Here is a 23,519-nt window from a genome sequence, read left to right on the forward strand (position 1 = left end):
TATTGAATTAGTAATTTGATAGTTTTAAGATAAAAGTACAACATAGATCTGCTAGAAAAACAAAAAAAGGGAGGATTCAATTATGAAAAAAGCTGTCATTGTAGAAAACAAAGGTTGTGCAACATGCTCGATCGGAGCCGCTTGTCTAGTGGACGGTCCTATCCCTGATTTTGAAATTGCCGGTGCAACAGGTCTATTCGGTCTATGGGGGTAAGGATCTCCCAAAAGGGCATAGTCATTCTACTATGCCCTTTTTAAGTAAATTACAATTTTTAACTAAAATCTACCTCTTGGATATACATACACAACCGTTTTTCATTTGAATCATATGTATAGGGGATGGTATTTTGTTTATAGAGCAGATGTTTCCATTTATTAATGAAAGTGTAAGAGTTCACCAGCTTCCTGAGGGCGGCGTGTTAGAAATCGACTACTTGCGCGATAATGTCTCCATTTCTGACTTTGAGTATTTGGATCTCAACAAAACGGCTTACGAGCTCTGCATGCGCATGGATGGCCAAAAAACAGCTGAGCAGATTTTAGCTGAGCAATGTGCAGTGTATGATGAATCACCGGAAGACCATAAAGATTGGTATTACGACATGCTCAACATGCTCCAGAACAAGCAGGTTATTCAGCTTGGAAACCGGACCAGCCGCCATACAATCACCACGAGCGGAAGCAATGAATTTCCGATGCCCCTGCACGCCACCTTTGAACTGACGCACCGCTGTAATTTGAAATGCGCCCACTGTTATTTGGAAAGCTCACCTGAAGCGCTCGGCACCGTGTCGATTGAGCAATTCAAAAAAACGGCTGATATGCTGTTTGATAACGGTGTATTGACATGCGAAATCACAGGCGGAGAAATTTTTGTCCATCCAAACGCCAATGAGATTCTTGACTATGTGTGTAAAAAGTTCAAAAAAGTCGCTGTCTTAACAAACGGAACACTCATGCGAAAAGAGAGCCTGGAGCTTTTGAAGACTTACAAGCAAAAAATCATCGTCGGCATTTCTCTTGATAGTGTCAATTCCGAGGTCCATGACTCCTTTAGAGGGAGAAAAGGCTCTTTTGCCCAAACTTGTAAAACGATAAAATTGTTGAGTGACCACGGTATATTTGTCAGAGTCGCCATGTCTGTCTTCGAAAAAAACATGTGGGAAATCCACGATATGGCCCAAAAGGTTCGGGATCTCGGGGCGAAGGCGTTTTCTTACAATTGGGTTGACGATTTCGGAAGAGGCAGGGATATTGTCCATCCAACGAAAGACGCCGAGCAGCACCGCAAGTTTATGGAATACGAGCAAAATGTGATTGATGAGTTTAAAGATCTGATTCCGATTATTCCCTATGAGAGAAAACGCGCGGCAAATTGCGGCGCTGGCTGGAAGTCCATTGTGATCAGCCCGTTCGGCGAAGTACGTCCTTGCGCCCTCTTTCCAAAGGAATTTTCATTGGGAAATATTTTTCATGATTCCTATGAAAGCATCTTTAACTCCCCTCTCGTCCATAAACTGTGGCAAGCGCAGGCGCCGCGATTCAGCGAACATTGCATGAAAGACAAATGCCCGTTCAGCGGCTATTGCGGAGGCTGTTACTTAAAAGGGCTGAACTCTAACAAATATCACCGAAAAAACATTTGCTCTTGGGCGAAAAATGAACAATTAGAAGACGTGGTCCAGCTTATTTAGGAGGGAAACGATTTGTCACCAGCACAAAGAAGAATTTTACTGTATATCCTTTCATTTATCTTTGTCATCGGCGCAGTCGTCTATTTTGTCAAAAGCGATTATCTGTTTACGCTGATTTTCATTGCCATTGCCATTCTGTTCGGGATGCGCGCGCGGAAGGCTGACTCGCGATGAGCATTTTGGATATACACGATGTATCCGTTTGGTATGAACGGGACAACGTCATCTTAGAACAAGTGGATTTACATTTAGAAAAAGGCGCCGTTTACGGGTTGCTTGGGGTAAACGGCGCCGGAAAAACGACACTGATTAATACGCTGACAGGCGTGAACCGCAATTTCAGCGGGCGCTTTACACTGTGCGGAATTGAAGCGGAGGCCGGCATGCCGCAGAAAACATCAGATCAGCTGAAGATTCACCGTTACTTCGCCGCCGATTATCCGCTGCTATTTACAGAAATTACGGCGAAGGACTATGTGTCTTTCGTCCATTCGCTTTATCAAAAGGATTTTTCAGAGCAGCAGTTTGCCAGTTTGGCCGAGGCCTTTCATTTTTCGAAATACATCAACAGGAGAATTTCGGAGCTGTCCTTGGGGAACAGGCAAAAGGTTGTATTGATGACAGGCTTATTGTTGCGCGCTCCCCTATTTATTTTGGATGAGCCGCTCGTCGGTTTGGATGTGGAATCGATAGAGGTTTTTTATCAGAAAATGCGCGAGTACTGTGAAGCAGGCGGGACCATTTTGTTTTCTTCTCACCTGCTCGATGTCGTGCAAAGATTTTGTGATTATGCGGCTATTCTTCACAACAAACAGATCCAAAAGGTCATTCCGATTGGAGAGGAGACCGATCTGCGGCGGGAATTTTTTGAGGTGATCGGCCATGAATAACATAATCCCCATCATGTCTTTGCTATTCAAACAGCTTTACAGCCGGCAAGGGAAAAAGGACGCCATCCGCATTGCCGCAGGCCTTGTCATTCTGGCCGTGTTTGAAATCGGGCTGATCCGCCAGGCCGGCATTGATGAATCGGTGTTGCGCAAAACGTATATCATACTCGCGCTTCTCTTAATGAACGCATATATGGTGTTTCTTTCTGTGACATCTCAATGGAAGGAATCTTATATGAAACTGAGCTGCCTGCTGCCGATTTCTTCACGGAGCTTTTGGCTCGCCCAGAGTGTCGTTTTGTTTGTCGATACCTGTTTGAGAAGAACTTTATTCTTTTTTATTTTACCGCTGTTCTTATTTGGAAACGGAACGCTGTCAGGGGCGCAAACATTGTTTTGGCTCGGCAGGTTTTCGTTTTTTACCGTTTACTCCATTATTTTCGGAGTTGTGCTAAGCAACCACTTCGTCAAAAAGAAGAACTTGATGTTTCTGCTGCATGCGGCGATATTCGCCTGTGTATGTATCAGCGCCGCTTTGATGCCGGCCGCCACGATTCCGCTTTGCGCGGTTCATATGCTGTGGGCGGTGGTCATTGACTTTCCTGTCTTTCTGCAGGCACCTCCGCAGCAGAGCAAGATGCATTCATTTATGCGGCGATCTGAATTTTCGTTTTACAAAAGAGAATGGAACCGATTTATCTCTTCTAAAGCGATGCTGTTAAATTACGCGGTAATGGCGGCGTTCAGCGGCTTCTTTTCGTTCCAGATGATGAATACCGGCATCTTCAATCAGCAAGTGATTTATATCGTGATTTCCGCGCTTTTGCTCATCTGCTCGCCGATCGCCCTTTTGTATTCGATTGAAAAAAATGACCGGATGCTGCTCATCACGCTTCCGATCAAGCGGAAAACGATGTTTTGGGCGAAATATCGCTTTTATTCAGGCCTATTGGCAGGCGGATTTCTCCTTGTCGTGATGATTGTGGGTTTCATCAGCGGCCGTCCGATTTCAGTTCTCACTTTTTTGCAGTGCATTGAGTTGCTGCTGGCGGGAGCTTTTATCAGGTTAACTGCGGATGAAAAAAGGCCCTCCTTCAGCTGGCAGACGGAGCAGCAGCTATGGAGCGGTTTCTCAAAATATCGGTCTTATCTGTTTTGTCTTCCCCTATTCTTAGCCACATTAGCCGGCACCGCTGTATCCTTGGCGGTCATTCCGTTAGCCGGTCTGGTCATAGTCTATTACCTGCAAAAACAGGATGGTGGTTTCTTTGATACAAGCAAAAGAGAACGGCTTGGAAGTTAACCTGCTGAAGACTCATCAATTTTCAACTATTTCAATCGCCGCGAGCTTTCTGAAACCAATCGAAAGCGCGGCGGAACCTGAGGAAGAAACGATTTATTTTTACGGCGCCGCCGCATACCTGAAGGAGCAAATCATTGACGCTTTCGGTTGTGCTGCCGGCAGCCGTTTCATGTACTCAGCGAATCTCTTTTTTGATCAGCAGCTGAAAACCTGCGGGACCCGTTTGATTCACCCATTATATAACGGGAATCTTCATGTTGACGCCCTGCTGAAAACTTTTGCAGACTTGTCTTTCCCTTCTTCTCTTTCATTCGAAGCAGTTGAAAAGGCCAGGAATGAGCTGCTGCTGAGAATCGAAAAGAAATTCACTGATCCTTTCTCCTACTCGGCGGCGCGCTTGGCTGAGGAGGTCTTCGGAAACCCGATGTACGGCACAGGCATGTTTGGCCGGAGAGACAGGATAAAGGCGATTCATCCTAAACGGTTTCTCGACGCAACGGACTTTATCGTTGATTTAGTGTCCCAGCAAAAACAGCTGAACATATTGGGACAAGTACATGCATGTGATGTTCGGGGACATGCCCCGCAAACGTCCGCTATAACGTCCGGAAGAATACCCGTAAACCGGCATGTGTTTGAAACAGAGACACGCAGCGCTGCAGGTCCTTCCGTCTTGACACTCGGATTTGACTGCGGAGAGATGAAAGATGCCAGCGATTATATCAAAATACAGCTAATAGACGGATTACTGGGAAAGTACGGCCATTCCGCTTTATTCAAGCACTTCAGAGAGAAGGATCTGGCAGTCTATCACGTTATCACCCGTTACGATGTCATGAACAATTTGCTGCTTGTTTCAATATGTACAGATCAGCTTCATGAGAAAGACATTCCCCCGCGCGTTTTGGAAGCTGTCGCAGCTTTTCATACAGATGAGCGGGAACTAGAACAGGCAAAGCAGTTTTTACGCAATGAATTGCTGCTGCAATTCGATTCTCCCGAAGGTCTATTGGCCTATATGGGGGTCCTGCGCCGCTTCTCCTGCACGAAAGAAGCCTTGCTGGATGGCATCTCAGCGGTTACATGCCGCGATGTATTGCAATTCATAGCGACCATCAATTATATCGGAGCTCATGTAGTAAGGGGATGAAGAGATGGAAAAGAAAGCCTTTTTTCAACAGCTGGATGAACGAACCGATATCAGATACACAGACAGCGGACTAAAAATATTCAGATTGAAATTCCCCCACGCCCACCTGCGGCTGTGCAATGTAAAAATCGATTTTGGAAGCCGGGATGTATGTATACGGGCAGAATCCGGTGATACACTGCTTCCGTATGGCACAGCGCATTTTTTAGAGCATCTTCTCTTCTGGCACAACGGCCGCAATCTGTACAGTGATTTTTTTGCGCATGGCGCGCTTTTAAACGCATTCACTACCTACACCGATACCAATTTCATGTTTACCTCATTACCGGATCGGCTCAGACAAACGATCCCCATCCTGCTTGATGCTTTATGGAACCACTCATTTGACAAGAAGATTGTCGCTCAGGAAAAAGCTGTGATTACAAGCGAAATTCAAACAGCACACCTTAACCATCAGCTCTCATATCATTATCAGCTGATCAGCATGCTTTCTCCCTCCTCACCAGCTGCCGTTTTCCCCGCAGGCAGAATCGAAGATATTGAGGCGCTGGACATCAGTGATTTACAAAAAGCCTATAAGGCTGCCTACCAAGCCCATCGGATGACGCTGTTTTTGATTGGGGGCTCAGAAAATACAGAAACGCTTTTGCCTCCTCACCTCCAGCTGGAAAAACGTCCGGATTATCATGCTGAAAGAAAAATCATCCCGGCATGCCCTCCAGCCCTCTCACAAAAAATGGTGCTGGGTGATGAGGAGCGGATGGAAGATACATGGACCGGATTACAGATCGGCGCACTTCCCGGGCAAAACGATCTGTTGGCGATAAAGCTTTATTGGGATATCGCGGCTCGTATTCTATTTCAATTAGATTCACCGTTTTTTCAAGAGATTCAGCAAACGTACCGCCTGGAAATCGATCGTTTGTCAGCCGAGACTTATATCTATGAGGATGGCGGTTTCTTGATCCTTCACAGTCAAGGGACCCATTCTTCAGCTTATATCGATGTGGCTTCATACTATGTCACACAGAAGAAAGAACAGGTTGCCGCCTGGCTTCAATACGGCAAGGACTCTTTGACAGACGCGATCATTTATGACAGCGATTATGTGCGTAAATGCTTCGAGTGGGCAGCCGAGTGTGACAGGTGCGATTGCTCGTTTCTTGACATGTACCACATCATTCAAGATATGGATGCGCAGGTTTTCTTGTCTCTCATTGATGCAATGGCATCTTCTAACAAAGCGATCATTCACATTTCTCAGAAAGAGGCGATCAGACAATGAAAAAAAACACTGTCTTTACCCTTTTATTGCTGCTTATAGGTATGGCGGCTTATTCCTTCGGCTGGGTTCAGGCCGTTGCCGAAGCCGCCGCCCAATATGTACAGATGATCAACAATGATGCTGTGCGGCTCGGGCTGCTGGCTTGTACCGCTGCCCTCCTGATGCTGCCTGCTTTTCTCTATCTTCATTATGTCACCCAATCCGTGAAAAACATGACAGCAGCTTTTCAGAAACTCACACAGTCTCATCAAAGCTGCTGTGACTTTCAGCAACACAACTTGTGCAGCCGATATGCAGAAGACGTCAAATCGCTGCGTGACAGCTATAAAAACGTCCGCCAAACATACGTGATGGCTGCCGTGTTGTGCCAAGTCATCATATTCGGCTGCATGTTCGAAATCGTTAAAGCCGTCCCTTTCCGCCTTCACACGCCCCCTGCCCTTTCAATGGGACTTGCGATGCTACTGATTCTGTATTTATTGTTTTGCATGCGAACTTATTTGCGGCAGCTTTTCCGGCACGGCAGCCTGTTCAGAAAAGTGTTTGCGGGAGCGCTGGCAGCAGCCGGGATTTGGTGGATGCTCAGTTTCTCTATAAGTGAACTGCTGTTTCTGATTATCCTGGCTGCCATTCAGCAAATCGGATCATTTATTTATAAACGATTCTCTTATCGCAGCACCGCTTCTCTTGATCTATAAAATAGCTACATCGCAATCGCAGACGGACCCGCGCCAACCGGAATCACCGTCACGGCTGTATAATCACTTGTGCGGTACACGGTCACAGCATTGTCGTTGGGCTGTGCCGCATAAATATACTGTTTGTCCGGCGTTACGGCGAGGTCAAAAGCGCCGGGGAGAGACACGTTTGCAATGATCCTCTGTCTGGCCGTATTAACTACATATAAGTTATTAATAAGAAACGGTTCACTATATGGCTCTAGAAAATAAGCTCTAGTGCTATCGAGAGAAAATACAATCGTCCTCAGCGTTTCAAATAAACGGCTGAAGTCCCCTCCCCTGCTTAATGGAGACAAACTAATCTCCGTTACACCTTTCGGCCACAGCTCACCATTCAACACGTACGCAAAATTTCCAGCGTAAGGAGTTGCAATTAAACTGGGAAATTCAAATGAATCTATGATACTTTCTACCAACTGCCCAGTATTTGCATCATATTTATCAACCGACCAACTGCTTCCATTAGCGGTATAGACATACTGTCCATTCGGATCAAGAGCAAAGTCTAAAGCGCCGGGTATCGGAATGACATCAATGACCGATTGAGAGGCCGTGTTAATCACATATATAGATCCGGCGGCCATCACGTATGCGAACTCATCTGTTGGATCAAATTCGATCTTTCTCGGCCCTCCTCCAACAGTAATGGTATTTATGATGGTTAATGTTTTATTATCAATCACTGAGACAAGGTTGGTATTTCCATGGAGGACATACGTGAATGCTTTATCGAAAGTAACGCCTAGATTAGTTGGCACGTCAGAAAAAGGGATTGTTTTTACAACAGTGTTTAAATCTGCATCAATAACCGAAACCGTGCTGTCTCCAGTATTGGCAGTAAACACATACGATTGAGGGTCTGGTGATGGCGGTAAAACAAGTGTCCCGGTCACCGTAAGCGGACTGCCGTAGAAAGGCGGTACAATGAGCAGATCTTCCACTGTCATTTGACTAAAATCAGGACAGCGGTCAGACTGTGCTGCATAATAAACAACTTGATCAATCTCTTCAGTATGAATCACAGAAACCGCCCCATTGCCTTGTCCATATTGATTTCGCACAGGCGACACACTGACAAGAAGCGTAATGGTCCCTTGTACTCTCACAGCATATCGAACACCGATATCTTCTGGTTCCGGCCCAGTCTGGATTAAGCAAGGCTCACTGATACAGGACAAATTGTCTGTACTCCATGTAACAGCCGCTGACGCTTCGGCCGTATCAACCTTGAAGCCCTCAGGGAAATCTATCGGCACTTGAAACGGCGCTTCCCGGCTAATTTCCTCATCACAAAAACAGAAACAATTTTCCTGTAAAGCAGAAAGATCATTCTTTTTCATGATTTCACGTCCTTTTAGAAATGCACAACATGCAGCGGTTAAATCGTAATGGCACCCGGTGAAACCCCAAGAGATATCACAGTTTCCTCAGAATAATCATCTGTGTTGTAAACAATGATGCTCTGCTCTATAAAACGAGTTGCATACAGAAAATCGCCATTCGGGGTAAACGCATAGTCTGTTGCTGATTGCGGAAGATTTCCAATTACACCTGCTCCATTCGGACTGACAGAATATAAATTGCCAGTGAAGCTGTCATGTAAATACACCTCTGATCCACTCGTAAACATTACATATAGCCCGTCAGGCTCCAGCTCTTGGGTATCCCTGATCGTAAACGTATTTAAATCAATAACCGTCAAATAATTGAATAAGAATTCTTGTTCTAATACATACGCATACCGCTCCGTAGAATCTGTTTCTATGGATGATACGATAAGCTCTCGTTCAATCGTTCCTAAGACTTCACCGGTAGATAAGTCCACTTTTTGCACTAACCCAAAATTAAGAACATAGGCGAACAACCCATTGGGGTCAATTGCAATATCAAAACCTTCTACAGGAATAGACCTCTCAACAGTCAACGTATCAATTCCAATCACATAAATGGCAGTACCGGTGAAAACATAAGCAAACTCATGATTAGGGATAAATCTAATCAATCGAGGCGGCTGATCCAGCAATATAGTTGCTGTCACTGTTAATGTGTCATAATCGATGACAGAAATCACATTATTGTTGGGATGTAAGACAAACACAGCGCTTTTATCTGGCGTAATTTCAATACCTGCCGGATTGTACGGAAGAGCAATCGTTGTCACAACAGTATGGGTGTTTGTATCAATCACAGAAACTGATTGATCATTTGGATTCGCTGTAAACGCGTAGACGGGTTCCGGCTCCGGTACAAGCACAATCGTCCCCGTCACCGATAAAGGACTGCCGTAAAACGGCGGAACAACAACAAGGTTCTCAATCGTGATGTCACTGATATCCGGGCAATCATCCGGTTCATCGGAATAATAGACGACTTGATCGATTTCTGCATTGTGAATGACGGAAACAGCCCCGTCCCCTTGTCCATATTGATTTCGCACAGGTGAGACACTGACGAGTAGCGTAACGGTTCCCTGCAGGCGCACTGCAAATTGAACACCGACCTCATCAGGCTCTGGCCCCGTTTGAATTAAGCAACGGTCACTGACACAAGAAAGGCTGTCTGCATTCCACGTCACGTTTGCAACAGCTTCAGCCGGATCAACGACAAACCCTTCAGGTAATTCAATCGGTGCTTGAAACATGGCTTCTCGGCTTGCTTCTCCCTCACAAAAACATAAGCACTCTTCTTGTTCTGCTCCTGCTTTTTCTTTAAAGGAAAGCTTATTTTTTCTCATACCTTCACTTCCTTTTCAGAAATACACTGCTCACGCAGATACAACAGAATATGGAAGGTGAATGTGTTTGCTTGTACAAATTGCCGAGGGTAAAAGTGGTTTTTAAAAAGTATTTCCTCCAACATGCGGTGTAACGAAAGAAAAAATTGCGGTTTTTTTGCGCTTCTCACAAGAATGTTGATGATAAAATATGACATATATAGAATTATGAAGGGAGGGATTTGCAAAAGTGACAGGTGTCATATCTTCTTCTTCCATCGGAGAAAAGATTAACGAATGGTATATGTACATACGCCGATTTAGCATACCCGATGCAGAATATTTGCGACGAGAAATCAAGCAAGAGCTGGATCAAATGGAAGAAGATCAAGACCTTCATTTGTACTATTCACTGATGGAGTTTCGGCACAACCTGATGCTTGAGTACCTTGAACCGTTAGAAAAAATGAGGATTGAGGAACAGCCGAGACTGTCTGATCTGCTGCTTGAGATTGATAAAAAACAGGCTCGTTTAACTGGTCTGCTTGAGTACTATTTTAATTTCTTCAGAGGCATGTATGAGCTGGATCAGCGGGAATATCTGTCGGCTATTAAATTTTTCAAAAAGGCCGAAAGCAAGCTGATATTCGTTAAGGATCGGATAGAGAAAGCTGAGTTTTTCTTTAAGATGTCTGAATCTTATTACTATATGAAACAAACGTATTTTTCAATGGACTATGCACGGCAAGCATATGAAATATACAAAGAAAATGAAGCTTATAATATAAGATTGCTGCAGTGTCATTCTTTATTTGCCACCAATTTTTTAGATTTAAAACAGTATGAGGATGCCGTCTCACATTTTCAAAAAGCTTATTCTATGGCAGAAGCTGAAAAGCAGCCCCAATTAATGGGAAGAACTTTGTACAATATCGGGCTTTGTAAAAACAGCCAAAGCCAATATGAGGATGCCATACCTTATTTCAAAAGAGCAATAGCTGTTTTTGAAGAATCAAATATTCTTCCTTCCTTACCTCAAGCGTATTTTTTAATTACACAGATCCATTATAAATTAGGAAAAATGGATAAAGCTCATGAATATCATAGTAAGGGAATGGCTTATTCACAAAAGGCCGGAGATGTAATATATTTATCAGAGTTTGAATTTTTGAAATCTTTATACTTATCAGGGCCGGATGAAGAAGCAATTCAAGGATTTTTTGATTTTCTCGAAAGTAAAATGTTGTATGCTGATCTTGAAGATTTCGCTATTGATGTGGCAAAATATTATCATGAACGTAAAAATTTTCAAAAAGCTTCTGCTTATTTTTTGAAGGTGGAACAAGTAAGGCAACTTATTCAAGGAGGAGTGAGTTTGTATGAAATTGAAGTCTAAACTATTACTCTCTTGTCTGGCTCTAAGCACTGTGTTCGTGGCAACAACTATTGCAAATGCACCTACACACCAAATTGAAGTTGCACAACGAGGAATGATTTAACCGCCGTCCATCGGCGGTTTTTTTGTCCCCTCTTTACCCAGTCTCCCAATCCATGCTATGATTTTTTCAATAATCTTGAAGAGAGTGGAAATGCAGCATGTCTCTGGAAAGTGTGAGAACCCACTTTACACAGTGGAATCGAGAAAATGATGTGACGGAGTTCGAAACGTCGAGCGCGACAGTTGAACAGGCAGCTGAGACGACCGGCGTGAGCCCGGCTAGAATCGCCAAGACCCTGTCCTTCAGAGGGGAAGGAGATCAGGCGATTCTGATTGTGGCAGCCGGCGATGCCAAGATCGACAACAAAAAGTCCAGGCAACATTTGGCTTTAAAGCAAGAATGCTCTCTCCTAATGAGGTACTGGAGCAGACAGGCCATGAAATTGGAGGAGTTTGCCCATTTGGATCGGCTCATGATCCTGAGGTTTATCTTGATGTATCGCTGAAACGTTTTGAGACTGTTTTCCCCGCATGCGGCAGCAGAAACTCCGCTATTGAGGAGAATTATCCGAATTTTCTTTCTCAAAAGCATGGATTGATGTTTGTAAAGACTGGGAATAAAAAAACATCCAGACATCGTCTGGATGTTTACTTATTTCACAAACCCAAGCAGCATTTCACGGATGATTTTGCTGGCTGTGTTTGCCGTTTGCTCTGAGTGGTCGTATACCGGCGCGACTTCCACTAAGTCAGCGCCCTTTACGTTTACCTCTGAACGCGCAATTTCATGGACGGATGCAAGCAGTTCTTTAGACGTGATGCCGCCGGCGTCAACCGTTCCTGTACCCGGTGCGTGTGCAGGGTCTAATACGTCAATGTCAATTGTGACATAAACCGGACGGCCCGCCAGCTTCGGAAGCACCTCTTTCAGCGGTTCAAGCACTTCAAATTTTGAGATGTGCATGCCGTTTTCCTTCGCCCATTCAAACTCTTCTTTCATGCCGGAACGGATTCCGAATGAATACACATTGTGCGGTCCGATCAATTCTGCCGCCTTACGGATCGGCGTGGAGTGAGAAAGCGGTTCTCCCTCATAATCAACTCGAAGATCTGTATGTGCGTCAAAATGGATAATCGCAAGGTCTGGGTATTTCTTGTACATCGCTTTAATGACAGGCCATGACACGAGGTGCTCTCCCCCCATACCCATTGGGAACTTCCCTTTTTCTAAAATGCTGTCCACGTACTCTTCAATCATATCCAAGCTTCGCTGCGGATTTCCGAACGGCAGCGGAATGTCGCCGGCGTCAAAGAAGTTCAAGTCAGCCAGATCGCGGTCTAAATATGGGCTGAATTCCTCAAGGCCGATTGACACCTCACGGATTCTGCTTGGACCAAAGCGTGAGCCCGGGCGATAGCTGACTGTCCAGTCCATCGGCATGCCGTAAAGAATGGCGTCCGCCTCTTCCCACTCGGGACGGCTCGCGATAAATACTTTTCCTGAATAAGCTTCATCAAATCTCATCTATAATACCCTCGCTTTCCTGTAAAAAAGCGCAAGATTCGCTCCTGCGCCATACCTTCATTATTTAATCAGGTCACTCACAAATTTCGGCAGAACAAATGCCGCTTTATGAATATCTTTTGTGTAATATTTCGTCTCAATATCGAAGAAACGGCTGTCTTCCACTGCAAGCGGATCATATTTTTTCGAGCCAATTGTAAATGTCCACAAACCGCTTGGATATGTCGGAATGTTCGCCGTATACAGCTTCGTAATCGGGAAGATTTCCTTCACGTCGCGCTGTACATTTGTGATTAATTCCGGTGTAAACCATGGGTTGTCCGTCTGCGCAACGAAAATACCGTCTTCTTTCAGCGCTTTTGCAATTCCTGCGTAGAATCCTTTTGTAAACAGGTTTACAGCCGGTCCGACTGGTTCAGTTGAATCTACCATGATGACGTCGTATTGATTTTCAGATTTTGCAATGTGCATAAATCCGTCATCTACCTGCACGTCAACGCGCGGATCATCCAGTTTGCCTGCGATAGAAGGAAGGAACTTTTTAGAGTATTCGATAACCTTGCCGTCAATGTCTACAAGTGTCGCTTTTTTCACGCTTGGGTGCTTCAGGATTTCTCTGATAACGCCGCCGTCACCGCCGCCGACTACGAGAACGTGCTCCGGATTTGGGTGCGTAAATAATGGCACATGCGCCACCATTTCGTGATAAACGAATTCGTCTTTTTCAGATGTCATCACCATGCCGTCCAAAAACAGCATGTTGCCGAACTCTTCTGTTTCCACCATTTCTAAATGCTGAAACTCCGTTTGTTCTGTATGTAACGTCTTGTTAACCTTCATCGTAATGCCAAAGTTTTTCGTCTGCTTCTCTGTGTACCAAAGTTCGCTCAATTGTCATCTCCCTTTCGAGGCTGTATTCATTTATTGTAAGCGTCTTATCAGCTTTTATTCTCGGTTGAAATCTCATTTTCACCTAAGGAAAAAGTATAGAGGATGGCGGGGAAAAAGTAAAGATGCGTCCTGTTCTGTGATGTTTAAAAACGATCTTTTTTTCTCATAATAGTAGAAACATAAAAAAAGGGGGAACCCGTTGTGGATGCAATGACAAATAAACGGCTGAGACTGACGCTGAAAACCGTTCGCGCCTTTATCTTTTTAGGGGCTTTTGCGGCCTTGGCGGCAGCTGCCGTGTTTATGACTGTCATTTTGATAGCCAAATACCAGGGCGCTCCCTCGGTGCAAGTGCCGCAATCCACGATTTTGTACGCAAGTGACGGCTCAAAGCTCGGGGAAACGAACTACGGCGAAAAGCGCTATTGGGTCCCCTTAAAGGACATGAATCCGACGATCGTAAAAGCGACAGTGGCGATTGAAGACCAGAATTTCTACGATCATCACGGCTTTGATTATAAACGCATGGCCGGCGCGGCGCTTGCTGACCTGAAAGCATTTGCCAAAGTTCAGGGTGCAAGCACCATCACCCAGCAATATGCGAGAAACTTATACCTTGAACACGACAAAACGTGGAAACGGAAATGGAACGAGGCGTTCTACACGATCCGTCTGGAACAAAACTATTCTAAGGACGAGATATTAGAAGGCTATTTAAATACGATTTACTACGGACACGGCGCCTACGGCATTGAAGCAGCTTCCCGCCTGTATTTCGGCAAGCATGCCAAAAACCTGACGGATGCGGAGGCGGCGCTTTTGGCAGGTATCCCGAAAGGCCCTTCCGGCTATTCACCGTATGTCAATGAGACGAAGGCCAAGGAACGCCAGAAAACGATTGTGCGGATGATGGAAAAGCAGCAGATGATCAGCCAAAAGAAAGCGGATGAATTGATCAAGGAAGCTCTTTCCTATCAGCCTTTGAATAAGCAAGTTTCCAAGAGAAAGGCTCCTTATTTCTACGACAATGCGATGAGAGAGCTGGAGAAAAAGCTCGGCATGACACGGGAGCAAATTGAAACGAGCGGGTTAAACGTCTATACAACGGTAGATAAACGGATGCAGCGCATCGCCGAGGAGACCATTACCGAAACGGTTAACGCGGGCTCTGACATTCAAGTCGGGTTTTCAGCCATTGATCCCCGCACCGGAAACGTTCTCGCCCTTGTCGGCGGCAGGGATTATCAAAAAAGCCCGTTTGACCGGACGACACAGGCGAAGCGCCAGCCTGCTTCGACGATCAAGCCGTTGCTGTACTATAAAGCGATTCAGAGCGGATTTACGCCAGTCACTTTGATGAAAAGCGAAGAAACCGAGTTTCAAATTGATGCAAAGGGAGAAACCTATTCTCCAAGCAACTATAACGGATACTATGCCAACAAGCCGATTACGCTTCTGCAGGCGCTGGCGCTTTCCGACAATATTTACGCTGTGAAAACGCATCTTTTTCTCGGCACGAACAAACTTGTAAAGACGGCAAAGGAATTCGGCATTACCGCCCATCTTCAAGCACTGCCGTCCCTGGCACTCGGCACCGAACCCGTACGTCCGATTGAGATGGTCAACGCCTATGCCATGCTCGCAAATGGCGGAAAGAAAATCGAACCGACTTTTATTTCAAGGGTAACGGACGCAGCCGGCCACGTGCTGTACGAAAACCCGAATCAGCATAAACAAGTGCTTGATGAAAAAGCCGCTTTTGTCACAGCGAGTATGATGACAGGCATGTTTGATACCGATTTAAATGGATATACGTCGGTAACGGGGCGAACGATAGCCAACCGCCTGACAAGAACGTATGCCGGAAAATCAGGAACCACCAGCGCAGACAGCTGGATGATCGGCTTCAATCCGAAGCTGGCCGCAGGTGTTTGGACCGGCTATGACAAAAACAGCACCATCGACTCGGTCGAAGAAAAAAGCTATGCTAAAACCATTTGGGCGGACTTCATGGAGGACGCGCTCAAAGGCGAACCAGAAACCGCGTTCAAGCCGCCAAAAGGCGTAACCGGTGTGTACATTGATCCGGAAACAGGCTACTCATCAGGTCCCGGCTGTGCCGCTAAGCATTACACATATTTTGTGAAAGGCACAGAACCAGCAAACATGTGCTACGGGGCAGAACCCGCAAAACAAACAAAAGACCGGCTTCCATCCAAAGAAAAGCCCGCTTCCGAGAAAAAGTGGTGGGACAAATGGCTGGGGCGACATCATTGAAAATAACCCGGCTCCTCGGAGGCCGGGTTATTCGTATGGTTCCTTCATAATCGATGGAAGAATGTTAAACAATCGAGCTGAACAATCAGTTTTGGGATAAAGTGGTGAAATTCTCATTTCTTCGACGCCAGCTTTCATCTCCCAGTCGCCGACTCATATCCCCCTAATAATGAAAAACCCCGAGTCTTGTTTCGGCTCGGGATTTTCCATGTCCTATTTCTGTATCACCAGTTTACTCAATGTTTACAAAAAATATCTCAAATACTTTAAAAGTTCACAGAAAATTCACAAATTAATTATCTTCCGGAAGCAGGCTTGTTTTTAATTCATCTGATGAACGGTCCCATAGGCCCTGATCATGCTTTTTCAGAAATTCGCCTAGTACACGCTTCGAGCTGTCGTCCATTTTATCAACGATGATTTTCCGTTTCATGGATTTATCCATCAAATTCACATGCTCAGGCAGCGACTTGTAGCCTCTTCTGATGCTTCTGTCGACCGTCATTTCACAGGCTGTCACACCAGCGTAATAAGGCCCCTCTTCTTTTCTGTCAATCGTTACCCACACAAGCCAGTATGGTTTTCCGTTCGGCACTTCTTCTTTATTCGGGAGAAATTTAATTCCTTTTTCAACGGTGCTGCGGGCATGCATAGCGCCGATGTCTACGAACGCTTCTTTTTCCTCTACATCAACGAATACGGGAGAAATGTTATCAAGGCTGAGTGCCCCTACGCCAAAACCGCCGTGTCCGTCTGTCGGATCACTTTTGATAATATTAAACCCGATTGATTTTTTCTTTTTTTCTTCCATGAAGTTCTACCTCCTACAAAAGCGGTTGAAATATCGCTGAAAACAGCTTTAAAATCGAATCTCTTCCTGCATTGAGCATCGGCCACAGCACGTAAGATCCTAGCGGTGTCACAAACAGCACCAAAAACACGATAAAGCCGTAGCTCTCCGCCTGCGTCATTTTGGCACGCACGCCCGGCGGAACGAGATCTTCTATAATTCGATAGCCATCGAGCGGAGGAAGCGGCAGCAGATTAAATAAAAACAAGACAAGATTCAGCTGTATCCAAATAGAAAAAAACTGATCCAGCCCCGTGCTGAACGCCGCAAGCATTTCCATTCCGTACGCATGCATCAACACTAACAAAAAGAAACCAATAAACGCAAGAATCAGGTTACTGACGGGCCCGGCTATAGATACGAGCACACCAGCAAGCCGGGGTTTCTTAAAGAAACGGCGATTCACGGGAATGGGGCGCGCCCACCCGAATCCGGCCACCAGAATCAAAATGGTTCCGAACGGATCAAGGTGTTTAATGGGATTCAGCGTCAGTCTTCCTTGTTTTTTCGCCGTATCGTCACCGAATTTGTATGCGACATAAGCGTGGGCAAGCTCGTGCATCGTAAACGACACAATTAGCGTGATGACGAGGTATGGCATTAAAGATAACGGATAATATAAAAAACGGTCCAAGTGAGATATCCCTCTTTCTCAAAATGCAAGAATTTACTTTATTCAGTATACTATAAGAAGCCTCTTTTTCTAAAGAGAGGAAACGAGATAAAGGAGGATTCAGCACCCATGCCATACGTAACTGTCAAAATGCTCGAAGGCCGTACAGACGAGCAAAAACGCAATCTTGTCGAGAAAGTAACAGAAGCCGTAAAGGAAACAACCGGTGCTTCTGAAGAAAAAATTGTTGTCTTTATAGAAGAAATGAGAAAAGACCATTATGCCGTCGCAGGCAAACGCCTGAGCGATATGGAATAATCTCTATAAAGCCGGCGCTTCGCGCACCGGCTTTTATTATCCCTATTGAGCCAGCTTCGCAATAATCGCCAAGAACGTCTCTTTCTCTTCGGCTGTTAAACGTTCAAACATGCCGTCAATCAGCTGCTGGCGGTTTTCGATCATTTGTTCAGCCGCTCCCCGGCCCGATTCAGAAAGCGTAATCCATACAGTGCGGCGGTCATTGTTATTTCTGGATCTCTCAATAAACCCTTCCTGCTCTAAATGATTCAGAGCTGTGGTCGTGGCAGAGGGAGACAGTGTGACCTCCTTCAAAATATCCTTTATGGTGCAGCTCCCATGTCTGTATATGATCCGCAGAATAAACCCTCTTACATTATTCACGTGTTTCGGAACGGTGGCTTCATCTAATTGCTTCGTGCTTTTCAAATATTTTGTAAGTGCGTGATCCAGCAAATTTGCTTCCAGTTTGTCATGGTCCATGTAAATTTCCCCATTTCGAGATGCATTCATAACATACGAACGATATGATTTACTTATTATTTTACTGATTCCGAATAGGGAAAGTCAAAAAAGCAAAATGTGAATTCACAGCTTTTATCCTACATGCCTCGATTTTCCACCTGTTTGACAAGTTTATCTTTAAAAGTTTGGAAAGGAACGTGTTCACTCTGCTGATGTCCGAATCGGCGGACGTTTACCGCATTCTCCTGCTCCTCATGATCTCCAAGCACCAGCACGTACGGGATTTTCTGCACCTGCGATTCTCTGATTTTATAGCCCAGCTTCTCATTGCGCTCATCAATGCCGGCTCTTATCCCCGCCTGCTTCAGCTCCGCCTGTACCTTTCTGCAATAGTCTAAGTGAACGTGAGAAACCGGTATGATTTGAACCTGGAGCGGTGCGAGCCAGACTGGAAAAGCCCCGCCGTAATGCTCGATCAAAATGCCGAAGAAACGGTCGATTGAGCCGAAAACCGCTCTGTGGATGACAACGGGACGAACCTTTTCATTGTGTTCGTTGATATATGTTAAATCAAATTTTTCCGGCATTTGAAAATCAAGCTGAATAGTCGCGCATTGGTGGCTCCGTTTCAGGGCATCTTTTATGTGGAAATCAATTTTCGGCCCGTAAAACGCCCCATCGCCTTCATTGATCTCATAAGAGAGGCCAAGCTCCTCAAGGACGCGTGCTAAGGCACGTTCCGACGCTTCCCAAAGGCTGTCATTGCCTAATGAATCCTCCGGGCGAGTCGAAAGCTCAACTGAATACTCGAAACCAAATGTCCGATATACCTCATCAATCAGCCGAATCGCTTCTTTGATCTCACTCTCAATCTGATCCTCCCGAACGAAAATATGGGCGTCATCCTGACAGAACGTCCGAACGCGAAGCATTCCGTTTAAAGCGCCGCTGTATTCATGGCGATGCACCTGTCCGAATTCCGCCATGCGAATCGGCAGATCCCGATAAGAATACAGGCTGTTTTTAAAGATGAGCATGTGGCCGGGGCAATTCATCGGCTTCATTGCGAATCTTGTATCATCCACTTCTGAAAAGTACATATTGTCGCGATAATGGTCCCAATGGCCTGACTGCTCCCATAACCGCTGATTCATCATAAACGGCGTACGCACCTCATTGTAGCCGGCATTTGTTTGCAGTTCACGCGAGAAGCGTTCCAGCTCATTGCGGACAATCTGCCCTTTCGGCAAATAAAACGGCATCCCCGGCGCTTCTTCAGAAAACATAAACAGCCCTAACTGTTTGCCGAGCTTGCGATGGTCTCGTTTTGCCGCTTCTTCCAGCATATGCAGGTGCGCATCCAAATCTTTTTTCTTTTGAAACGCAACCCCGTACACCCGCTGCAGGACTTCATTTTTGCTGTCTCCGCGCCAATAAGCGCCTGATACTCTTGTCAGTTTGAACGCCTTGATCATCCCTGTAGAAGGAAGATGCGGCCCGCGGCACAGGTCAACGAATTCCCCTTGCTGGTACAGTGTGATATCCTCCCCGCGCGGAATATCCTTTAAAATCTCAAGCTTGAGCCGCTCGTCTTTTTGTGCAAACAGCTCATCAGCTTCTTCGTAAGAAACCTCTATACGTTTGATTTCAAGGTTCTCATTTATTATGTTTTTCATTTCTTTTTCGATGGCCTCTAAGTCTCCTGATGCCAAGCTTTTCCCCAGCTTCATGTCATAGTAGAAGCCGTCTTCAATCACAGGCCCTACCCCCAATGACACTTCGCCGTACAGCCGTTTTACTGCTTGGGCCAGCACATGCGCTGATGTGTGGCGAAGCACCTGCAAGCCTTCTTGTGAATCGAGTGTAACAATCGAAAGCTCAGCATCCTCCTCCAGCTTGAAACTGAGATCAACAAGCTTGCCATTGACCTGACCTGCAGCCGCCTTCTTTTGCAGACTGGAACTGATAGAACCAGCCGCTTCTTTGATTGTGATGCCTTTCGGATATTCCTTGATCTGTCCGTCCGGAAGCTGAATGTGTACATGTTTACTCATTTTAAAACACTCCTTATTCATTGTTGTATATAAAAAAACACACCCGTCCCGCAGATAGGGACGAGTGTGTGATTAACCCGTGGTTCCACCCAAGTTCCCGACAAATACGATATTGTCGGCTCGGTGCTGTAACGCAGCATAGACGGCATTGGTTACTTCAGTTCCCCAATGCTGCTCCAAGGCGGTAAATGATATTCCTAAGCTGGGAAGCTCTCACCTTTCCTTCCCTCTCTGAAAACCGTAACTATCATTCATGTCCTTTTCATCGCATGTATTCAATTCATAAAAAAACACACCCGTCCCACAGATAGGGACGAGTGTGTGATTAACCCGTGGTTCCACCCAAGTTCCCGACAAATACTATGTTGTCGGCTCGGTGCTGTAACGCAGCATAGACGGCATTGGTTACTTCAGTTCCCCAATGCTGCTCCAAGGCGGTAAATGATATTCCTAAGCTGGGAAGCTCTCACCTTTCCTTCCCTCTCTGAAAACCGTAACTATCATTCATGTCCTTTTCTTCGCATGTATTCAATTCAAATAAAAAAACACACCCATCCCTCTAAAAGGGACGAATGTGTTGATCATCCGTGGTTCCACCCAAATTCCCGATCAATTACACATGATGATCGGCTTAAAGATGCTGTAACGCAGCATGACGGTATCAGATACTTGTTTTCCCTGATACGGCTCAAAGGCGGTAAGCTGCTTTCCCTGCGTTAGGAAGATCTCAGCTGTCCTTCCCTCTCTGGAAACCGTAAAAAGCATCTCGTGTCCTTATCAGTGCCTGTTGTTTCAATAATTTTTTATATCTTACTATATATTCCCACAAAGCGCAATCAGTGATTTACATTTTTTCTGACGCGGCAGTCCCGTTATGGGCAGCCAGAAACAGCCATACAAGCAATGCAGCGAGGCTGTATGCCGCTCCCATCATCAAAAACGCAAACCCGGCACCAGCATACCAAGTGGCGGACAGATGAATGATCACCCCGGTTATCGCTACGCCGACCAAGGCTCCGATTTGCCGGTTTGCATTTAACGCCGCACCGGCGATATTCGTATGTCTTTGCCCGGCAGCCTGCATGATCACAGTTGTCATGGCAGGAACTGTAATACCGGTACAGAGGTTCATAACAGACATCAACACCGCCAGCTGCCAATAAGGAAAATCCGGAGAAATCAGCACAAACAACAGCAATGCAATGATACAGCTGACCGCCATTGATACAAACATAAGCTGACCGGCTTCAAACCGATTCGCCAGACGGGCAAACAGCAGATTGCCGATCACGAAGACCGCCATCATCGGCAGCAGCTCCACTCCAGCCATAAAGGAACTTGCCCCTCCTGCTTCCTGCAAAAAAAGGCTGAGCATAAACATGCCGCCAAAAAGGGCGAAATTCAGCAAAAACCCGATAAATTGGGCAGCTGAGAAGCGGCCGTTTTTGTATAAGGACGCCGGCAGGATGGGTGTTTTTGCAGAAATTTCCCGCAGCAAAAACAGCACAAATGCCAAAACCGCTGCAGTAAATGCTACAAGAATCACTGGCGAGCGCCAGCCCGCTGAAGGCCCCTGTATCAAAGCATAGGAAAGAAACCCGAGAGCCATCATGCCAAGCAGATGCCCGATGATGTTCACGCGGCTGCTTTTCCCAGGAACGCGGCTGAGGATTCGGTAAGCTGAAATGAGCGCAGCAGCCCCTATTGGCACATTGATCAGAAAAATACTCTGCCAGCCCGCCAACTGTACCAGCACGCCCCCGATAAAAGGCCCAAGGGCTGAAGCGGCGGAAACAAGCGCGGCCCCAGTCCAAACATTCTCGCCCGCGCCCGCTCATCAAGGTAAGAGGCAGCCAAAAGGCTGAGTGAGCTTGGCATAAACAAAGCTGCCCCAATTCCCTGTATGAGACGTCCGGCAATCAGCATCTGCCCATTTATAGATGCAGCGCATAGACAGGAGGCCATAACAAAAACGGCTAGACCCAAGATATAGATCGTCTTCGAGCCGAAACGGTCAGCCAAGGCTCCGCCCGCCAGCAGAAGCGACGCAAAAGTAAGAATGTACCCGTCCACAACCCACGTTACACCTGAAAGTGACATTGAAAGAGTGTTTTTCATATCAGCCATCGCCACATTCACAACGGTCACATCAAGAGTTGCCATGAGGAAACCAAGTGCGAGCACGATCAGCACGGATATGCCTGTTGATGATGTTGATTCTTGTATAGACCCGCTATTTTTCATTACAATTGCCCTTTCACTTGCTTGATTACCCAATCATCTATTTTTTCAAGATCATACAATTCCCCGACTCTGTCCATAACATGCTGCAAGGATTCTTCTCTCATAAGATTGGACCATTTATCCTCGATTTCCGCCATGACTGTCTCCAGCACACAGTGACTTTCACCCTCAAATACAGATTGCAGCAAGCCTTTCCCCTGATACATCGAACCTCTGCCTTCGACCGCTTGATAAACATCATAAAGCGTAATGTCAGCCAAAGGCTTCGTCAGGGTAAAACCGCCCTTCGTCCCTGGTAAGGATTCTGCCAAACCGGCTTGAACCAATGTTCTCATCAGCTTCTTCAAGTAAGACGGAGACACGCGCAATCGCTGGCTTATAGCCTCTGACGTCAAAGAAGCCTGTACCGGCAGCCGTGACAGTAACAGCAGCACAGAAACCGCCTGCTCCATTCCTGATTTCATTTTCATCCTATTCACTCCTGATTCATTATGGATAACTATTATCCATAATGAATCTCTTAGCAGCTTTTGTCAATAAAAAAAGCAAAAGAAACGGATCATTTCTTTTGCTTGGTATGGTTAACAAATCTGCTTCAGTTCCTCTATGTATTGAAGCGCTTCGTCATATTCTTCATTTGTATATTTTTGCTTGCTTTTGATGGTAAAGACTTTTTCTTTCTTTTCCTCATCCTCAAGCCCGTCAAAGTAAAGGATCGTGGAAACCAGCTCTAAAAACCGTGATGAACGGCTGTTTACACTGTCGATATAGCCTTTCATATCCGGCATGTCCAGATCAGCATGGTCTAAAAATGCGGAGCCTGTCTCAGTCAGCGAATACCGGTATTGAAAGTAGCCGCCCTTTTTTTCCTTCACCTCATGCAGAAATCCAAGGTTGCACAGCTCTTCAATCTGGAGCGTCAGTTCCTCTGAATATGGTCCGTAAAAGTGAAAATCATATTTCTCATAGAAAGGAAACTGCATTTTCTTGGCGATATAAATCATTTTCTGCAGCTTCTTTCGCCCGATGATTTCTCCAGAATCCGAGAACACCTTCATCAGTTTTGCATGTTCTTTCAACAAATTCCCGA

The 23,519-nt window shown here is 45.7% G+C and carries 23 protein-coding genes, 2 pseudogenes and 3 other annotated features; of the genes and pseudogenes, 14 read left to right on the forward strand and 11 right to left on the reverse strand.

Features of this window, described 5'->3' with window-relative positions; all coding sequences use genetic code 11:
- The first annotated feature begins 82 nt into the window (after positions 1–82).
- From sboA to albG, 9 genes are read left to right on the forward strand one after another with little or no spacing between them, the layout of a single operon-like run.
- Positions 83–214, forward strand: a complete 132-nt coding sequence (sboA, locus tag MKY10_RS20040) for a subtilosin A (protein ID WP_003222002.1) — start codon at positions 83–85, stop codon at positions 212–214.
- Positions 171–323, forward strand: a complete 153-nt coding sequence (sboX, locus tag MKY10_RS20045) for a bacteriocin-like protein SboX (protein WP_010886632.1) — start codon at positions 171–173, stop codon at positions 321–323. The genes sboA and sboX overlap by 44 nt, the downstream gene beginning before the upstream one ends.
- Before the next feature lie 24 nt (positions 324–347).
- Entirely contained in the window at positions 348–1,694 is a 1,347-nt protein-coding gene (albA, locus tag MKY10_RS20050) for a subtilosin maturase AlbA (protein ID WP_015250993.1), read from the forward strand.
- A gap of 12 nt (positions 1,695–1,706) precedes the next feature.
- Positions 1,707–1,868, forward strand: a complete 162-nt coding sequence (albB, locus tag MKY10_RS20055) for an antilisterial bacteriocin subtilosin biosynthesis protein AlbB (RefSeq protein ID WP_003222006.1) — start codon at positions 1,707–1,709, stop codon at positions 1,866–1,868.
- On the forward strand, positions 1,865–2,584 hold the full coding sequence (locus MKY10_RS20060; protein WP_015250992.1) for an ABC transporter ATP-binding protein: 720 nt from the start codon (positions 1,865–1,867) through the stop codon (positions 2,582–2,584). Before albB ends, MKY10_RS20060 begins: the two co-directional genes overlap by 4 nt.
- Entirely contained in the window at positions 2,577–3,887 is a 1,311-nt protein-coding gene (gene albD, locus MKY10_RS20065) for an antilisterial bacteriocin subtilosin biosynthesis protein AlbD (RefSeq protein ID WP_061890993.1), read from the forward strand. Before MKY10_RS20060 ends, albD begins: the two co-directional genes overlap by 8 nt.
- On the forward strand, positions 3,877–5,037 hold the full coding sequence (gene albE, locus MKY10_RS20070) for an antilisterial bacteriocin subtilosin biosynthesis protein AlbE (RefSeq protein WP_108029087.1): 1,161 nt from the start codon (positions 3,877–3,879) through the stop codon (positions 5,035–5,037). Before albD ends, albE begins: the two co-directional genes overlap by 11 nt.
- Positions 5,038–5,041: 4 nt before the next feature.
- Positions 5,042–6,322 (forward strand): pitrilysin family protein, encoded by a 1,281-nt coding sequence (locus MKY10_RS20075; protein WP_029726079.1) that lies wholly within the window; start codon positions 5,042–5,044, stop codon positions 6,320–6,322.
- A complete protein-coding gene (gene albG / locus MKY10_RS20080; RefSeq protein ID WP_029726080.1) occupies positions 6,319–7,020 on the forward strand; it encodes an antilisterial bacteriocin subtilosin biosynthesis protein AlbG in 702 nt (233 codons plus the stop codon). Before MKY10_RS20075 ends, albG begins: the two co-directional genes overlap by 4 nt.
- A gap of 5 nt (positions 7,021–7,025) precedes the next feature.
- Here the strand turns inward: albG and MKY10_RS20085 are convergent, their stop codons facing one another.
- Positions 7,026–8,402: a YncE family protein gene (locus tag MKY10_RS20085; RefSeq protein ID WP_015250987.1), complete on the reverse strand. Its 1,377-nt coding sequence runs from the start codon at positions 8,400–8,402 to the stop codon at positions 7,026–7,028.
- Between the two features lie 38 nt (positions 8,403–8,440).
- Positions 8,441–9,796, reverse strand: a complete 1,356-nt coding sequence (locus MKY10_RS20090) for a YncE family protein (RefSeq protein ID WP_015250986.1) — start codon at positions 9,794–9,796, stop codon at positions 8,441–8,443.
- A gap of 229 nt (positions 9,797–10,025) precedes the next feature.
- On the opposite strand from MKY10_RS20090, the gene rapF reads away from it, so the two are divergent.
- From rapF to MKY10_RS20105, 3 genes and pseudogenes are all read left to right on the forward strand, one after another.
- Positions 10,026–11,171: a response regulator aspartate phosphatase RapF gene (rapF, locus tag MKY10_RS20095; RefSeq protein WP_015250985.1), complete on the forward strand. Its 1,146-nt coding sequence runs from the start codon at positions 10,026–10,028 to the stop codon at positions 11,169–11,171.
- Positions 11,155–11,274 (forward strand): phosphatase RapF inhibitor PhrF, encoded by a 120-nt coding sequence (phrF, locus tag MKY10_RS20100; protein WP_009968329.1) that lies wholly within the window; start codon positions 11,155–11,157, stop codon positions 11,272–11,274. The genes rapF and phrF overlap by 17 nt, the downstream gene beginning before the upstream one ends.
- 97 nt (positions 11,275–11,371) lie before the next feature.
- Positions 11,372–11,834: pseudogene (locus MKY10_RS20105) on the forward strand (YbaK/EbsC family protein).
- 31 nt (positions 11,835–11,865) lie between these two features.
- Here MKY10_RS20105 and speB read toward each other — a convergent pair.
- Positions 11,866–12,738 (reverse strand): agmatinase, encoded by an 873-nt coding sequence (speB, locus tag MKY10_RS20110; RefSeq protein WP_015250983.1) that lies wholly within the window; start codon positions 12,736–12,738, stop codon positions 11,866–11,868.
- Positions 12,739–12,798: 60 nt separating this feature from the next.
- A complete protein-coding gene (gene speE, locus MKY10_RS20115; RefSeq protein WP_003227543.1) occupies positions 12,799–13,629 on the reverse strand; it encodes a spermidine synthase in 831 nt (276 codons plus the stop codon).
- A 201-nt stretch (positions 13,630–13,830) separates the two neighbouring features.
- Here speE and MKY10_RS20120 point away from each other — a divergent pair, with 201 nt between their 5' ends.
- A complete protein-coding gene (locus MKY10_RS20120) occupies positions 13,831–15,906 on the forward strand; it encodes a transglycosylase domain-containing protein (RefSeq protein WP_048654792.1) in 2,076 nt (691 codons plus the stop codon).
- Between the two features lie 292 nt (positions 15,907–16,198).
- Here MKY10_RS20120 and MKY10_RS20125 read toward each other — a convergent pair whose 3' ends face one another.
- Positions 16,199–16,717 carry a YwhD family protein gene (locus MKY10_RS20125; RefSeq protein ID WP_015250981.1) on the reverse strand — a complete coding sequence of 173 codons (519 nt, stop codon included), beginning with the start codon at positions 16,715–16,717 and terminating at the stop codon, positions 16,199–16,201.
- Between the two features lie 13 nt (positions 16,718–16,730).
- Complete coding sequence (locus MKY10_RS20130; protein ID WP_003243167.1) at positions 16,731–17,390, reverse strand: site-2 protease family protein; 660 nt, start codon at positions 17,388–17,390, stop codon at positions 16,731–16,733.
- A gap of 108 nt (positions 17,391–17,498) precedes the next feature.
- On the opposite strand from MKY10_RS20130, the gene MKY10_RS20135 reads away from it, so the two are divergent.
- Positions 17,499–17,687: a 2-hydroxymuconate tautomerase gene (locus tag MKY10_RS20135; RefSeq protein WP_003222038.1), complete on the forward strand. Its 189-nt coding sequence runs from the start codon at positions 17,499–17,501 to the stop codon at positions 17,685–17,687.
- A 42-nt stretch (positions 17,688–17,729) separates the two neighbouring features.
- Here MKY10_RS20135 and MKY10_RS20140 read toward each other — a convergent pair whose 3' ends face one another.
- The 5 genes and pseudogenes from MKY10_RS20140 to MKY10_RS20160 form a co-directional block, all read right to left on the reverse strand.
- Positions 17,730–18,149, reverse strand: coding sequence for a MarR family transcriptional regulator (locus MKY10_RS20140; RefSeq protein WP_003227535.1), 420 nt, complete (start codon positions 18,147–18,149; stop codon positions 17,730–17,732).
- A gap of 119 nt (positions 18,150–18,268) precedes the next feature.
- Positions 18,269–20,185, reverse strand: coding sequence for a threonine--tRNA ligase (gene thrS / locus MKY10_RS20145; RefSeq protein ID WP_014481228.1), 1,917 nt, complete (start codon positions 20,183–20,185; stop codon positions 18,269–18,271).
- A gap of 53 nt (positions 20,186–20,238) precedes the next feature.
- Positions 20,239–20,460, reverse strand: a binding site (T-box leader).
- Between the two features lie 31 nt (positions 20,461–20,491).
- Positions 20,492–20,713 (reverse strand) — a binding site (T-box leader).
- 33 nt (positions 20,714–20,746) lie between these two features.
- Positions 20,747–20,975 (reverse strand) — a binding site (T-box leader).
- 54 nt (positions 20,976–21,029) lie between these two features.
- A pseudogene (locus MKY10_RS20150) lies at positions 21,030–22,429 on the reverse strand (MFS transporter).
- Positions 22,429–22,899, reverse strand: a complete 471-nt coding sequence (locus MKY10_RS20155; RefSeq protein WP_003243988.1) for an Rrf2 family transcriptional regulator — start codon at positions 22,897–22,899, stop codon at positions 22,429–22,431. The pseudogene MKY10_RS20150 and the gene MKY10_RS20155 overlap by 1 nt, the downstream one beginning before the upstream one ends.
- Positions 22,900–23,010: 111 nt before the next feature.
- A complete protein-coding gene (locus MKY10_RS20160; RefSeq protein WP_003227524.1) occupies positions 23,011–23,511 on the reverse strand; it encodes a YwgA family protein in 501 nt (166 codons plus the stop codon).
- Positions 23,512–23,519: the final 8 nt, after the last annotated feature.

This window comes from Bacillus sp. FSL P4-0290 (genome assembly GCF_037975435.1).
Classification (GTDB): domain Bacteria; phylum Bacillota; class Bacilli; order Bacillales; family Bacillaceae; genus Bacillus; species Bacillus subtilis.

What these genes read in the sequence shown, in the direction of transcription:
- thrS (WP_014481228.1), bottom strand. Translation starts at nt 20,185, where the DNA reads ATGAGTAAACATGTACACATTCAGCTTCCGGACGGACAGATCAAGGAA.
- MKY10_RS20090 (WP_015250986.1), bottom strand. Translation starts at nt 9,796, where the DNA reads ATGAGAAAAAATAAGCTTTCCTTTAAAGAAAAAGCAGGAGCAGAACAA.
- MKY10_RS20075 (WP_029726079.1), top strand. Translation starts at nt 5,042, where the DNA reads ATGGAAAAGAAAGCCTTTTTTCAACAGCTGGATGAACGAACCGATATC.
- albD (WP_061890993.1), top strand. Translation starts at nt 2,577, where the DNA reads ATGAATAACATAATCCCCATCATGTCTTTGCTATTCAAACAGCTTTAC.
- albG (WP_029726080.1), top strand. Translation starts at nt 6,319, where the DNA reads ATGAAAAAAAACACTGTCTTTACCCTTTTATTGCTGCTTATAGGTATG.
- speB (WP_015250983.1), bottom strand. Translation starts at nt 12,738, where the DNA reads ATGAGATTTGATGAAGCTTATTCAGGAAAAGTATTTATCGCGAGCCGT.
- MKY10_RS20060 (WP_015250992.1), top strand. Translation starts at nt 1,865, where the DNA reads ATGAGCATTTTGGATATACACGATGTATCCGTTTGGTATGAACGGGAC.
- MKY10_RS20135 (WP_003222038.1), top strand. Translation starts at nt 17,499, where the DNA reads ATGCCATACGTAACTGTCAAAATGCTCGAAGGCCGTACAGACGAGCAA.
- MKY10_RS20085 (WP_015250987.1), bottom strand. Translation starts at nt 8,402, where the DNA reads ATGAAAAAGAATGATCTTTCTGCTTTACAGGAAAATTGTTTCTGTTTT.
- MKY10_RS20155 (WP_003243988.1), bottom strand. Translation starts at nt 22,899, where the DNA reads ATGAAAATGAAATCAGGAATGGAGCAGGCGGTTTCTGTGCTGCTGTTA.
- phrF (WP_009968329.1), top strand. Translation starts at nt 11,155, where the DNA reads ATGAAATTGAAGTCTAAACTATTACTCTCTTGTCTGGCTCTAAGCACT.
- MKY10_RS20140 (WP_003227535.1), bottom strand. Translation starts at nt 18,149, where the DNA reads ATGGACCATGACAAACTGGAAGCAAATTTGCTGGATCACGCACTTACA.
- sboA (WP_003222002.1), top strand. Translation starts at nt 83, where the DNA reads ATGAAAAAAGCTGTCATTGTAGAAAACAAAGGTTGTGCAACATGCTCG.
- MKY10_RS20125 (WP_015250981.1), bottom strand. Translation starts at nt 16,717, where the DNA reads ATGGAAGAAAAAAAGAAAAAATCAATCGGGTTTAATATTATCAAAAGT.